Raw genomic sequence first — 14,234 nt, forward strand, 5'->3', positions numbered from 1 at the left:
AAAAAGACAGCATTTCTCTCAGGAAAAACAACAGGTTGACTCACACGGCGCCGAGGTTCACCTTGCCGCGCATGAGCCACGTCGAGGCGTCGCTGCCGGACCATGCCCGCGCCATCATCGCCGAGGAAGAGGCCCTGCTGGCCCGTGTTCAGTCCACGCTGGAAGCCGCGCGGCGCAAGTCCGCGCGCGGACAGGACGCGCAAGGACTTGTCGCCCAGTTGCAGGTGCTGCGGGACGAAGCCTCCACCGCGGCCGTGGCGGACCTGCCGCACCTCTTCGCGCAGATGAACCAGATGCGCTCCCTCATGGAGCGCCAGGAGGGCGTGAAGCTTCCGGACCCACAGGCCCCCTACTTCGCGCACCTGCGCCTCAATGGCGAAGGCGGTCCGCGCGACTACCTGCTGGGCCGCACCACGTTCGCGGACGTGGGCGCTGGGGTGCGGGTCATCGACTGGCGCTTCGCCCCCGTGGCCCGGGTCTTCTATTGCTACGAGGAAGGCGACGACTACGAGGAGTACTTCGGGGAGCGGCTCGCCGAGGGCAGCGTGGAGACGCGCCGGCTGGTCATCATCGAGCGCGGCGTGCTGACGCGCATCATCTCCGGCGCGCTGGTGCTGGAGCGCTCCGCTGACGGCGAATGGCGCGGCGTGAGCCGCGACTTCTCCACGCTCCAGTCGGGCGGCGCGGGGACTGCGGCGCGGCCGGAGTTCCTGGGCACTGGCAAGGGCGCGCGGCGCATCGAGGATGCCTTTGGCGTCACCGCCATGCTGGACGCCGAGCAGTACGAAGCCGTCAGCACCGGCCCCGACCGGCCGCTGCTGGTGCTGGGCAGCGCGGGCAGCGGAAAGACGACGGTGGCGCTGCACCGGCTGGCGAAGCTGGCCTTCGACGACCCGCGGACGTTCCCCCAGGCCCGCATGAAGCTCATCGTCCCGGAAGAAGGGCTGGCGCGCCTGTCCCGCCGGCTGCTGGCGCCGCTGGGCCTGGGCAACGTGGCCGTGCAGACGCGGGATGCCTGGCTGCTGGCCACCGCGCGCTCCGCCTTCAACGTGCCCGGCATCAAGCTGTGGAATGACACGCCGCCGCTGGTGTCCCGCCTCAAGCGCCACCCCACCCTGCGGCGCGCGCTGGCCGCCCGCGTGGGCGTGCCAAAGACAGACGCGGGCACCACCCTGGAGCGGCTGCGCACGCGGATGGCGGACGCGTACATGGACCGGCGCTTCCTGGAGAGCGTCGTCACGGCCGCCAAGGGCGAGCTTCCTCGCACCGCCATTGACGAGACGCTGGAGCACACGCGCCTCCAGCTCGCCACGCCGCTGTCCAAGGCGCTCAAGGACATCACCGACGCGGAGCGCCTCATCACCGTGGACGGGCGCTCCATCGAGGACGACACCCCGGACGCCATGGCCGGCACGGTGGACCTGGACGACCTGGCCGTCCTGATGTTCCTCAAGGCCCAGCACACCTCGCTGGGCCTGGAGCGGCTGGCGCACGTGGTGCTGGATGAGGCAGAGGACTTCTCCCTCTTCGAGCTCTTCGCCGTCCGCCAGTTGCTGGGCAAGGGCAAGAGCTGCACGCTCGCGGGCGACGAGATGCAGCAGACGGACGCGGGCTTCGCGGGCTGGCCCGCCGTCCTCAACGAGCTCGACATCCGGGACGCCGCCACCTGCCGGCTCCAGGTCTCCTACCGGTGTCCCCGGCCCGTGGTGGAGCTGGCGCGGCAGGTGCTGGGCGCGCAGGCCCCGGAGACCGCCGCCACCGGCCGCGCGGGCGCGCCCGTGGGCTTCCACCACTTCCCGGATGAGGCCCAGGCCCAGCTCTTCATCGGCGAGGCGCTCAGGGACCTCGTCGCCCGCGAGCCCCACGCCTCCGTGGGCGTCATCGCCAGCAGCCCGGAGTCCGCGCAGGCCATCTACCGCGTCGTCGCCGACCAGCCCTGGGCGCGGCTGGTGAGCGACGGCGAGTTCACCTTCGAGCCCGGCGTGGACGTCACCGACGTGGGCAGCGTGAAGGGCCTGGAGTTCGACTACGTCATCCTCCCGGACGCGACGGCGCGGGCCTACCCGGTGGACGACGAGTCACGCCGCCGCCTGCACGTGGCGGTGACGCGCACGTCCCATCAGCTCTGGGTGGTGTCCTCCGGCGTGCGCTCGCACCTCGTCACCCCGGCTGGCGCGGCAGCTCCACGGTGAAGGTGGAGCCCTGGCCGGGCACGCTCTCCACGACGATGCGGCCCTCCATGGCGTCCACAATCTGCTTCACAATCCACAAGCCCAGCCCCAGTCCGCCGTAGTGCCGCTCACTGGCCAGCCGCTCGAAGCGCTGGAAGAGCCGCGCGCGCCCCTCCGGCGGAATGCCCACGCCCTGGTCCTTCACCGACAGCCAGGCGCGTGACGCATCCGCCCCCACCCGCACTTCAATGGGGCGGCCCCGGCCGTACTTGATGGCGTTGGAGAGCAGGTTCTGCAGCACCTGCTCCAGCCGCAGCCGGTCCCAATGGCCGGTGGCGGCGCTCCCCGCGTCCAGCCTCAGCACGCAGCCCGCGCGCGCCAGGTCCTCAGTGAAGCGGGGCACCACCTCGCGGGTGAGCGCGGCCAGGTCCAGGTCCTCGCGCTCCAGCCGCAGCCGCCCCGCGGTGATGCGCGACACGTCCAGCAGCTCGCGCACCAGGCTCGACAGGCGGGCGACCTGCCGCTGCACCGCCACCACCTTCGTGGAGAGCGCCTCCGGTGACGTGGGGCCGCCGCTGGCGCGCGGCTCCATGTCGCGCCGCAGCGCCTGGATGTTGAGCATGAGCGAGGTCAGCGGCGTGTTGAGCTCGTGAGACGCCACGGACAGGAACGAGTCCCGGGCGCGCACGGCCTCCTGCGCCTCCGTGTAGAGGCGGCCGTTGTCCAGCGAGGTGGCGGCGCGGCGGGCCAGGTCCTCCGCCAGCCGCACGTCCGCCTCCGTGTACCTGCGCCGGGACTCCGAGTTGAGCAGCGTGAGCGCCCCCAACACCCGGCCCCGGCTGACGAGCGGGACGATGATGTACGCGCTGATGCCCAGCGCCTCCACGGCCCGCTGGTATGCCGGGTCGCCCCCCTGAGCGGCGGCGAGCATGGCGGGAAAGTCCGGGGTGAACTCCGTGACGCCGGTGCGCAGCACCTTGCCGATACCCGCCGCGTCCTCCAGGCGGATGGGATAGCGCGCCTGGAAGTCCTGCGCGGACGCCGCCAGCGCCTGCTTGGAGAAGGCCACGGCGGCGCGGCGCACCTGCCCGTCCGGCATGGGGAGGTCCACCGCGCAGGCGTCCGCCAGGATGGGGACGGCGAGGTGGGCCATGCGCTGCAGGATGAGGTCGTGCTCCAGGGACGACGCCAGCACCTCGCTGGCCTGGGCCAGGAAGGCGGCGTGCCGCTGCGCCCGGCGCATCTCGTCGTAGAGGGCCCGGAGCGTCGCCTCCTGCTTCTTCTCCGCGGTGATGTCCCGCGCGAACAGGAAGACGCGCTCATGGACGCGAAACAGCCGCTTCACGAACCAGCGGTCCTGGGACGCGGTGTGACATTCGAACTCCGCGGCTTCGCCCGTCCGGGCCACCTGGAGGAAGCGCTCCTGGAAGGAAGGCTCCGTCCACTCCGGGTGCAGCGCCCAGAGCCTCCGGCCGAGCAGCTCCTCACGCGGCTGCCCCAGGTGCCGCTCCAGGGAGGGATTCACATGGACACAGAGCGCGTCCAGCGAGCAGACCACGACCGCTTCCGGCATCTGGTCCAGCAGAGCGGTATCCAGCCCCGTGGCGTCCGACCCGCCGTGGCTGGCGCCACCAGGGTCCTGTCCAGTCGAAAGTGCGTCCGCGCGGTGGGTGTGAGAACGGGCCAAGGCGATGTACCAGCCGCTTAACATCTCCGCCGCGCCCACCCCACCGTCACGCGCCGGAATTCTGCACGGCAGCCAACATTCTCACCGCCCGGGGCAAACGCCCTCCCCCACCCCGCGGAGTCCCGGGCGCGCCCGCGGAGACACTGTCCGGAGGTGGACAGTCTCCTCGCCCGCCCGAAAGAGCGCTCAGGGCGACTGCTGGCCCTGGCGCCATGCCTCGCGGCGGCGCTCCTGGGCTTCCCGTCGGTCGAGCGCGTCCTGCTCCTGCCCTGGCAGCTCCGCCAGCCGCGTGCGGTGCATGTTGATGCTCAGCTCGTAGAGTCCCCGGTCCCGCTCCGGCAGCACGTCACCGAACTGGGTCAACACCTCGGTGGAGAAGGTGATGAAGTCCTCGGACACCTGCCGACGGTGGCCGTAGTACTCACGAATCTGCTCCACCGTGGCCTCGGCGGACAGCACCTTGCCGTAGAGCTCGTTCCAGCGGCGGGACTCCCCTTCGCGGCGCTCCAGCTCGGCCGGGTCCTGCGTGGGCGCGCCCATCCGCCAGTAGAGGTTGTCGGGCAGCTTCGCGCGAATCACCTGAAGGTCCACCGGGTGCACCTTGGGCGCGTTGTCGTCCGGCACTTCCTCGGGCGGCCGCGTCAGGTCCAACGGCGGCGGCGTGGCCCGCGGCGGAGGCGGCGGCGTGCGCGCCACGGCATGCGGCGCCCCGGGCGTGGCGGCCGTCTGGACGACGGCGGGCGCCTCCGGCGACACCGGCTCCGCGTCCTGGCGAAGCGCGTACACCAGCGCCGCCACCACGAGGCCCGTCGCCACGACGAGGCCGGGCAGGCCCTTCCTCCATGCATTCACGGCCATGCTGCTCCGAATACCGCGCACGGCGTGGGCGCGGCAACCTCCCACCGCGAATGGCGCAATGCATCACATCCGATGCCGCGATGCGTTGCCTCCTTGGCGCAATGCAGCACCTACGTCCCGCTCGGCGGCGACGTGAAACAACCACAATCCTCCTGACTCTGATGCAACGCTATTGTATACACAGGTTTTCCAACTAAACCTGGAGGTCCCCGAATGAAGAACCTGGTCCTGGCAGGACTCACGGCCGCCGCGCTCGTGCCCGCAGCCGCACGCGCGGAGGTGGTGATGTCCTCCATCGTCGACGTGCTGGTGGACGGTGGCAACAACTACAACTGGCAGAAGGTGGAGCTGCCGGGAACCAAGTGTGGCAATGGCTCCCAGTTCAAGTTCTGGGTGCACCGCACGGGTTCGCCCAACCTGATGTTCCTGTTCGAGGGCGGCGGCGCGTGCTGGGACTACGACACGTGTAGCGGCCGCGCGGGCCTGCTGGGCGCCGCCAACCCGAACGGCATCGCCGACAACTACATCACCCAGTTCACGGCCAAGTACGTGTCGCCGCTCGTCAACGGCGCGGACCCGGGCCTGCCGGGCCGCAGCAAGACGGACCTGGTGACGAAGAACTGGAACATCGTCTACGTGCCGTACTGCACCGGTGACGTGCACGTGGGCAACAACGCGGCCACCTACGTCGATTCGACGGGGCAGAACCCGCCGCTGACGTGGCACCACAACGGCTACGCCAACACGCTGGCGGTGGCGAACTACGCGAAGACGCAGTTCCCCAACGTCCAGAAGATGCTGATGACGGGCTACAGCGCGGGTGGCACGGCGACGGCGGCCGGCTACTACTTCGTGCGCAAGGCCATCAACCCGGCGCAGGGCTACCTGCTCAACGACTCCGGCCCCATCTTCCTGGCGCCCAACGCGAACTTCCGCTCGCGCGCGCTGCACGAGAAGATTCGCCAGTCGTGGAACCTGAACTCCGTCTTCTCGCTGCTGCCGGGCACGTTCAGCCAGAGCGACTTCGGCACCATCAACCGCATGGTGGCGCAGGAGTTCCCCAACGACCAGCTGGCCTACACGGGCTACTCGCGCGACTACAACTATTCGCGCTTCTCCTATGAGCGCTTCCACGCGCCCAACGACAAGGAGTCCGTGCTTGGCTACTGGAAGCAGGACCAGGACGCGCTGGTCACCGAGCTGAACAAGTACAACAACTTCAGCTACTTCATCCCGCACGAGCGCGCCATCAACTCCAGCCACTGCAGCACCATCATCACCTTCATCGGCGCGCACGCCTGCCAGCAGATGGAGAAGAAGCGCCACTGGTACGAGTACCTCGAGTTCCCGTGGAGCCAGACGTACAAGTGCTACAGCGAGTTCGTGGGCATGGACACGTTCCTGTCGCGGTGGATCAACGGCAACCAGCGCATCCGCATCTACGAGCCCGCCAACGGCTACAACGCCGAGGACCCGGGCATGCAGATTGTCGCGCCGCTCATCAACGGCGCGCTGGGCGGGTAGCCACCGTCTGACGCCGGGCCTGGCCCGGTGACGCCACACCTGGAGCGGGACGCCAGAGGATTGCTGGCGTCCCGCTTCGCCGTTTCAGGGGCCGGGCGAGTGGCGCCTCCCCCGCCGCTGGCCACGCGGCCCGCGGGGCGGTAGACGAAGCCACGTCATGGACAACCTCACCCACGGACTGCTCGGGCTCGCCATTGGCGCCATGCGCGGGCCCGACGTGCGCCCCGGCGCCCCGGAGCGCGCCTCCCCCACGGACCGCGCGGTGCTGGTGGCGTCGGTGCTCGCCGCGGAGCTGCCGGACCTGGACACCCTGCTGGCGCGCGGTGACGCGGTGACGGTGGCGCTCCAGGCCCACCGGGGGCTGTCCCACGCGCTCATCGCCGCGCCGCTGGTGGCGCTCACCGCCACGCTGGCCGCCCGCGCCTGCTTCCGCGGCGCGCGGCTGGCGCCCGTGTTCCTCACCAGCCTGGCCTCCGTCGTCTTCGCGCACCTGCTGCCCGACTTGTGGACGGGCTGGGGGACGCGGCTGCTGCTGCCCTTCTCCGACAGCCGCCTGAGCCTGGACTGGACGATGGTGGTGGACCCCTGGGTGACGCTGCCCCTGCTCGCCGGCGCGGTCCTGGCCTGGCGCCGGCGCGCGGCCTGGCGGCGGACGCTGCTGTGGAGCGCGGCGTGCTCCGCCGCGTACGTGGGCTTCCGCGTGGCCACCTGGGCCGTGCTGACGCAGCGGGTGGAGGCGGCCTACCCCGCCGCGCAGGCCGTGCGCGTCTTTCCCCAGCCCTTCTCCGTGAGCACGTGGCGCTACGTGGCCACGCTGCAAGGCGACGTCTTCGCCGCCGGAGCAGTCTCGCTGCTGGGCCCGCCCGCCGAGGCCCGGCGCGCGGAGGCTTTCGCAAGCACGTTGCCGGAGGACGTGCGGGCCGTGCCGACGGTGCGCGAGGCGCTCGCCTGGGCCCGCTTCCCGCTCGTGCAGTGGGAGCCGCTCGAGGACGGTGGCCGGAGGGTGCGCATCGCCGACCTGCGCTACCACCTGCGCGGCGAGCCGACGCTGGCCTTCGTCATCCACCTGGACGCGTCCAACGCCGTGACTCACGCCCAGTTGGAACGCGGAGGCAGCGCCAGCGAGCTGCTGCGCCGCTGGCGGGGCGAGGCCCCCCAGCCCACCACCGCGGCGCCCTGAAGCAACACGAAGGCCCCGGCGGAAGCACACCGCTTCCACCGGGGCCCGACTTCAAGCCCGAGCGCCGCTCAGGTGAGGCCCGGCAGCCCCCCCGTGTAGTCGGGGTGGCCGAACGTATTCACATTCACGCCGAAGGCCTGGGCAATGGAGACCAGCAGCTTGTTGTGCGCCACGGCGCCATTCAGCGGCGTGCCGGGGCCCGTCCAGCCGCCCAGCGGGTTGGAGCCCGCGGCGCGCACGCGCAGGAAGCGGCCCATGCGGAAGCGGCCACCCGCCCCGCCCGCGAGCACGGTGGGGACGCGCACGTTCATGTGGCCGGACGCGTCGCCCAGCTCGTTGCCCCAGTAGATGAGCGTGTTGTCCAGCGCGGTGCCGCTGCCCTCCGGGATGGCGGCCAGCTGCGTCATCAGGTAGGCGAGCTGCTCGGCGTACCACCGCTGCACCTGCACCATCTTCCCGCGGATGGTGGACCGCCGGGGCTCCTCCTGTACGTCGAGCAGGTGGGCGAGGTCGTTGTGGGTGTCCTCGTGGATGCCCAGCCAGGGCATGGACGGCCCCGGAATCGTCATGGTGACGACGCGTGTCAAATCACACGCGAAGGCGCGCGCGATGAGGTCCATGTGCAGCCGCGTCAGCGCCGGCATGTTGTTGAGGTTGCCCAGGCCGCCCAGGCCGTAGGACGGCGGCGCGGCGCCGCCAGCGCAAGCGGCCTCGCCGGACTGCTGCTTGGGGAGCGGCGTCGGGTCCATGGCCAGCGCCCCCAGCCGCCGCTCGATGTCGCGCAGCGCCTCCAGGTGCGTCTCCAGCTTCTGGCGCTCGGCGCCCGCCAGGCGGTTGCGCAGGCGCGTGGCGTCCTTCACCAGGAAGTCCAGCAGGCTCTTGCGGCGCGCCCGGTTGCGCTCCACCTCCGCCGGGTCCGCGGACGGCGTGGGCGCGTCGCCGAAGAGGCGCCGGTACACGTTGGCCGGGTCGCGCTCGAAGGGGACGCGCGAGCCGTTCGCCGTGAAGCTGATGCTGTTGTAGACGTGCTGGCCGCCGAACTGCTCCCAGGCGTTGAGCTGCAAAGAGCGGAAGCGCGTGCTACCGCCGATGTGGTTGCCCAGCACCTGGTCCAGCGAGGCGCTCTCCGGCAGGTGGTCCCCGCTGCCGGTGTTCACCTTGCTGCCGGTGAGGAACGTCACCGGGCCGCCTTCATGGCCCGTCAGGCCCTGCTCGTAGAGGACCTGGTAGTCCAGGCCGTCCAGCACCAGGAGCTTGTCCCGGTGCGGCTGGAGCGGCGCGAGCATGGAGTTGGGGAAGTCGAGCGTGAAGTTCGACTCCGAGCCCTGGGGATTCCAGAACTCCGGAAGGCAGCCGTGAGAGGTGAACAGGGCCACGAAGCGCAGCGGCGGCGCGGTGCCCTGGGCGTAGGCGTCCGTGGTGCCGAGCAGGTTGGCCAGGGGGAGCGCCGCCGTCGAGCCGGCCAGCGCCTGGAGCAGGGAGCGTCGGGAAAGTTCGCGGAGCATGGGGCTACTCGGGGGAAGAGGTACGCCGGTGGACGAAATAGGGGGAGCGCACGAGGCCGACGAGCGCATCACCCAGCCGCCACTCCGGGTTGGCCCGGAACATGGACCGCATGTCGGCCAGCATGTGCTCGTCGACGGGGGACTCGTCACGTCCCATGGCGAAGCGGAAGAGCTGGAGCGGCACGCAGTCCCCCACGTCATCGCTGGTCGCCAGCACGCGGGCCAGCGCCGCGGCGCCCGTGAAGGGGACGGTGCCATTGGCGAGCTCCACGGAGCCGGAGGCATCCACCGCCAGGCCGTTCTCCTCCGTGCGGTGCTTGCCCAGGCCGTCGAAGTCCTCGAAGCCGAAGCCGATGGGGTCCAGGGTCCGGTGGCAGCTCGCGCAGGTCGGGTTGTTGGTGTGGGCGGCGAAGCGCTCACGCGTGGTGCGGTCCAGCACCGGCTCCGGCGGGATGATGGAGATGGTGGCCGGCGGCGGCGGCACCTCGCGGCACAGCAGGCGGTGCAGGATGAACTTGCCGCGGCGGATGGGCGAGCTGGAGTCGAAGAGCGCGTAGGTGGCCAGCACGCTGGCGTGGGTGAGGATGCCCGCGCGCTCGGGCGGCAGCGGCAGCCGGCCCGGCGTACCGTCCGGCGTGGTGGGCTGGGAGCCGTAGAAGTACGCCATGCGCGCGTCGGCGTAGGTGTAGTCGGCGTTGAGCAGCTCGCGGACGGAGCCGTTGCGCTCCTTCAGGATGTGGTTGATGAAGTCCCGCGTCTCCGCCTTGCTGGAGGCCTTGAAGGCCTCGCTGAAGGCCGGGAACACCTGGTTGTTCTTGGTGAGGTTGGCCTGGCCCGTGAGGCCCATCCACTCCTCGACGAAGCGGAACAAGTGCCTCTGCGCCGCGGGCGTGGCCAGCAGCCGGCGGGCGTGCTTCTCGCGCTCGTCCGGAGAATCAAGCTGGCCCGCCTCCGCCGCCGCCATCAGCGCCGCGTCGGCGGGGCCCGCGGTGATGGTGAAGGCCAGCGCGGTGGCGACCTCATACGGCGTCAGCCGCACCACCTGGTTGGCGCCCGCGCCCTCCGCGCCCAGCTCGGTGCGGTACAGGAAGGACGCCGAGGAGAAGATGCCCTGGAGCACGACGCGCGCCGAGGTGGCCGGGTCCGTCCCCTTGCGCGCCTCCTGCCACAGCACCAGGAAGTCGGCGACCTCGTCATCGGTGACGGGCCGGCGGTTGGTGCGCGTGGCGATGCCGCGGATGAACTTCTCCGCGCACTCCAGCTCCGGCACGTCCGCCGCGCACGTCCAGTCCTCGCGCAGCTGAACCTTGCCGTACTCGGCGAGGTTGTTGGCGGCCACGTCAATCTGATCCGCCAGCAGGGACGTGACCTGCAGCCGGTCGTGGGTGGAGAACCCGAGGATGGTGTCCTCCGGCGCGAAGGCGTACGTCATCACCAGCGGCACCGTCGTGGGGAAGATGGCGTTGACGCTGTTGTCGTACTCCGCGCGCGTCATGCGCCGCACACGCGTCGCCGAGGCCTCGTCGACTTCAGGAGGTGTCCCTGACGAGGCCTTGCCGGGAGAGCACGACGCCGCTGACAACAGCAAGGCCGCGGAAACGGAGAAACGGAAGAGTCGCATACGCAAGGCACCCTCGAACCAGCCACTCCCAGATGGGCCCCCTCTGAAGTGCTGGCTGGCGGACGATTCTAACCGCTTCACCAACACGGTCCGTCACGATTCTAGCGCGGCGCTTCAAAGCCCCTGGACGTCCAGGCAAGCTGCGGGAATTGCGCTGGGATTGGCGCCGCGTAGCGGTGAATGCAAGGAATACATAAAATACTGGCCACACAACCACCTACGTTGACGCTGTTTGCCTTCTGGGTGCGGGAGGACTCCGGGTCTGCGGGCACACCGAGTTGACTTCACCGCGCGCGGCGCTCCACGCCGTTCGGCCCGGCCACCACCAGGTCCGTGGTGAGGTTGAGGAACAAACCGTGGCCCAGGATTCCCGCGCGCGCGCCCAGGCTCGCGGCCAGCGACGCGGGCGCGTCCATGGGACCGAAGGCACAGTCGAGCACGAGGTTGCCCTGGTCCGTGAGGAAGGGCTCGCCGCCGGCGGCGTGCCGGACGGAGACGCGCGCGCCGAGCGACTCGAGGAACCGCGCCTGAGAGCGCCAACCGAACGCCAGCACCTCCACCGGTACCGGCCCGTGCGTGCCCAGCACGGGGGACAGCTTTCCCGTGTCCACCACGATGACGACGCGCTGGCTTGCTTGCGCGACGATCTTCTCGCGCAGCAGCGCGCCACCTCCGCCCTTGATGAGGGACAGGTCCGGCGCCACTTCGTCCGCGCCGTCGATGGTGACGTCCAGCACGGGGTGCGCGTCCAGCGTCGTCACGGGCACGCCCCAGGAGCGCGCCAGCGCCTCCGTGGCGCGGGAGGTGGGCACGCCCACCACGTCCAACAGCCGCCCCTGCGCGCGCAGCGCGGCCAACCGCTGGACGGCGAAGGCCGCGGTGCTGCCCGTCCCCAGCCCCACCACCATGCCCGGCTGGAGGAAGCCGTCCACCGCCCATTCCGCGGCCGCTTGTTTGTAACGGGCCGTCGCCGCGCCGTCGTCCTGCTGGCTCATGACGGAAGCGTAGCGCGGCGGCGCGCGCGTTGGCCCAGGGCCCGCGCGCGGTGTCCCGTGCTGGACGGCGAACGGCTTGTCAGAGGCCCTTGGAGTCCCCTCGGGGCTCCCACGGCCCGGGCTCATCCGGCGACGTGGCGCCATCCAGGAAGCGGTACAGCACCGCGTCGTAGCCACCCGCGCTGGGGAAGCTGGACGCCTGCCCCAAGGTGTAGCCCACCAGATAGACGGCGCCGTCCCGCGAGGTGGCCACGCCCTGGCCCCGGTCCGCCGACGCGGAGCCCACCTGCCGGAAATCCAGCCATGTGCCGTGGCTGTCGTAGCTGGCCAGGAACATGTCGGTGCTCCCGAGCGACGGCTCGCCGCCCATGGCGCCGGAGGTGAATCCCGCCAGGTAGACACGGCCCTCCTTGCCCACCGCCACCGACTGCGCGTAGTCGGTGGTCGCCGTGCCAAGCTGCCGCGTCCAATGCCAATGGCCTTCGGTGTCGTACTTCACCAGCACGGCGTCATAGGCCCCCAGGCGGACGTTTCCCTCCAGCGCGCCCGACGTGTAGCCCGACACGTAGACGCCGCCATCGTCCGCCACCGCGACGCCGGTGCCGAACTCGTCATGAGAGGAGCCGAGCTGGCGAACCCACCGCGGCTCACCCAGGACGTTGTACTTCGTCAGGAACAGGTCCACCGTGTTGCCCGGGTTCGTCACGCCGTCGAGGCTGCCGAAGGTGTAGCCGGTGACGTAGACGTCCTCGTCGCGGCTCACGGCCACGCCCAGCGCCACGTCACTGCGCGCGGAGCCGAACTGCCGCAGCCAATAGGGATTGCCGCCCGTGTCGAACTTGGCCACCACCACGTCGTAGTTGCCCTGCGGGGCCGAGCCATCGAAGCGCCCCAGCGAGTAGCCGCTGACGAAGACGGCGTCTTGTGACGCCAGCCGCGTGGCGGCGATGCCCGTGGCGTAGTCATCCGTGGCGGTGCCGAACTGCCGGACCCACTGGAAGACGCCCTTCGCGTCGTACTTCGCCATGAACAAGTCCGTGCCGCCGGCGTTCTCGTAGAAGCTGAAGCTGCCCCACGTGTAGCCCGCGACGTAGACGTTGCCAGCCTCGTCCGCGGACACCGCGAGCGCACGGTCATTCGCGGACGTCCCCAGCTGCCGCGTCCACAGCAGCGCGCCCGCGGCGTCGTACTTCGATACGTAGGCGTCCTGCCCCCCCGCCGAGGGGTCCGCGCCGAGCCGCCCGCTGGTGTAGCCCGCCGTATAGACGGCGTCGCCCGAGGTGGTGACCGCCTGTGCCAGTTCGTCCTGCGGGCTGCCGGACTGGTGCACCCAACTGGTGACCTGTTGCAACGGAGGTGCCTTCGCGAGCGCGGCCCCGGGAAGACTCAGCAGCGCCCAGCCACCCAGGACTCCGCACGCGCTCCACCGCTGCCAACCACGAACCATGGGCGACTCCTCGGGATGAAAATCTCCGCCCGCACTCTACGCAGCCAGCAGGCGTTGAGAATCCCGAACGACGGCGTCCCTGAGAGGGAAATACGTGACGCGGCGTGTTGGCACCGCGTCACTTGAGACTGCGCGTGAAACACAAACCCGGCTACTCCGGATTAGACGTTCCAGGTCCCGCGAACCCCGAGCATGAGCAAGCCATGGGGGCCCTCCCCAAAGAAGTGCCCGGGCCTGTCTGAAAATTGCACAATGTCGGGCATGAACGTCACGTTGGAGCAGGCCCGCGCCCTGGACGCGCTTGCCCGCCACGGCACCTTCACCGCCGCGGCGGAGGCCCTGCGCAAGGGACACACGGCGGTGATGTACGCGCTGCGCACGCTCGAGGCGCAGACGGAGCTGACGCTGCTCGACCGGCGCGGCTACCGCACCCGGTTGACGCCCGCCGGGGAACGGATTCTGGAGCACTGCCGCAAGCTGCTGGTCGCCGAGCGCGAGCTGGAGGCCGCGTGCGCGGAGATTCGCGCCGGCTGGGAGCCCGCGCTGCGCATCGTCTTCGACGGCATCTTCCCCGCCGAGCCCTTGCTGCGCGTGGTGAAGGAGCTGCGCGCCGAGGGCGCCAGCACCCGCTTCCACGTCTCCGCGGAGTTCCTCTCCGGCGTGGAGGCGGCCTTCGCGCGCGAGGAGGCGGACCTGATGGTGACGCTGCTGCCGCCCACCGTGCCGGGCTTGCGCACATACCGCCTGCCGGAGCTCAAGGCCATCCTGGTGGCCCACCGGGGACATCCCCTGGCCCGGCGGCGGGGACCGTTGAAGGACGAGGACCTGGCCGAACACCTGGTGCTCACGGTGCGCGGCTCGGACCCGCGGCTTCAGCTCAGCACCGGCGCGCTGGAGACGCGCTCCACGGTGCACCTCAATGACTTCGCGGCGAAGAAGGCCGCCATCATGGAGGGCCTGGGCTTCGGGTGGCTGCCCGAATACATGGCCGCCCGCGAGCTGCGCCGGGGCGAGCTGAAGGCCCTGAAGCTGGCGGGCGACGCCACCCACGCGTTCCATCCCCAGCTCCACCACCGCGCGGGCACCACCCTGGGGCGGGCCGCCCGCCGTGTCGTGGAAGCGCTCACGGAGACGGAATCCACCTCCTGAGCGCGCCTGGAATCAGCGCTGGGTGCGCGTGCTAGTTTCGCGCACATCATGAAAGGCAGTGACCTCCGAGAAGGCGTCGTTCGCGTGTTGAGCAGGG

10 protein-coding genes are annotated in these 14,234 nt (G+C 70.6%); 4 read left to right on the forward strand and 6 right to left on the reverse strand.

Features of this window, described 5'->3' with window-relative positions; genetic code table 11:
• Positions 1-71: 71 nt before the first annotated feature.
• The gene (locus KGD87_RS16715) at positions 72-2,192 is read left to right on the forward strand and encodes an ATP-binding domain-containing protein (RefSeq protein WP_284668394.1); all 2,121 of its coding nucleotides are present in this window, start codon (positions 72-74) and stop codon (positions 2,190-2,192) included.
• Here KGD87_RS16715 and KGD87_RS16720 read toward each other — a convergent pair.
• Both KGD87_RS16720 and KGD87_RS16725 read right to left on the reverse strand, forming a co-directional pair.
• Complete coding sequence (locus KGD87_RS16720; protein ID WP_284668395.1) at positions 2,161-3,882, reverse strand: PAS domain-containing sensor histidine kinase; 1,722 nt, start codon at positions 3,880-3,882, stop codon at positions 2,161-2,163. The two genes, KGD87_RS16715 and KGD87_RS16720, sit on opposite strands and share 32 nt — an antisense overlap.
• Positions 3,883-4,044: 162 nt before the next feature.
• Positions 4,045-4,716, reverse strand: a complete 672-nt coding sequence (locus KGD87_RS16725) for a hypothetical protein (protein WP_284668396.1) — start codon at positions 4,714-4,716, stop codon at positions 4,045-4,047.
• Positions 4,717-4,929: 213 nt separating this feature from the next.
• On the opposite strand from KGD87_RS16725, the gene KGD87_RS16730 reads away from it, so the two are divergent.
• A complete protein-coding gene (locus tag KGD87_RS16730) occupies positions 4,930-6,240 on the forward strand; it encodes a pectin acetylesterase-family hydrolase (RefSeq protein WP_284668397.1) in 1,311 nt (436 codons plus the stop codon).
• 157 nt (positions 6,241-6,397) lie between these two features.
• Positions 6,398-7,420, forward strand: coding sequence for a metal-dependent hydrolase (locus KGD87_RS16735; protein WP_284668398.1), 1,023 nt, complete (start codon positions 6,398-6,400; stop codon positions 7,418-7,420).
• Positions 7,421-7,488: 68 nt separating this feature from the next.
• On the opposite strand, the gene KGD87_RS16740 is transcribed toward KGD87_RS16735, so the two are convergent.
• From KGD87_RS16740 to KGD87_RS16755, 4 genes are all read right to left on the reverse strand, one after another.
• On the reverse strand, positions 7,489-8,925 hold the full coding sequence (locus KGD87_RS16740; protein ID WP_284668399.1) for a DUF1552 domain-containing protein: 1,437 nt from the start codon (positions 8,923-8,925) through the stop codon (positions 7,489-7,491).
• Between the two features lie 4 nt (positions 8,926-8,929).
• Positions 8,930-10,633 (reverse strand): DUF1592 domain-containing protein, encoded by a 1,704-nt coding sequence (locus tag KGD87_RS16745; RefSeq protein WP_350102389.1) that lies wholly within the window; start codon positions 10,631-10,633, stop codon positions 8,930-8,932.
• A 197-nt stretch (positions 10,634-10,830) separates the two neighbouring features.
• A complete protein-coding gene (gene rpiA, locus KGD87_RS16750) occupies positions 10,831-11,541 on the reverse strand; it encodes a ribose-5-phosphate isomerase RpiA (protein WP_284668401.1) in 711 nt (236 codons plus the stop codon).
• A gap of 79 nt (positions 11,542-11,620) precedes the next feature.
• On the reverse strand, positions 11,621-12,988 hold the full coding sequence (locus tag KGD87_RS16755) for an SBBP repeat-containing protein (protein WP_284668402.1): 1,368 nt from the start codon (positions 12,986-12,988) through the stop codon (positions 11,621-11,623).
• Between the two features lie 261 nt (positions 12,989-13,249).
• On the opposite strand from KGD87_RS16755, the gene KGD87_RS16760 reads away from it, so the two are divergent.
• Entirely contained in the window at positions 13,250-14,137 is an 888-nt protein-coding gene (locus KGD87_RS16760; protein ID WP_284668403.1) for a LysR family transcriptional regulator, read from the forward strand.
• The last annotated feature ends 97 nt before the right edge of the window (positions 14,138-14,234 follow it).

Source organism: Myxococcus sp. SDU36, assembly GCF_030168875.1.
Lineage (GTDB): Bacteria > Myxococcota > Myxococcia > Myxococcales > Myxococcaceae > Myxococcus > Myxococcus vastator.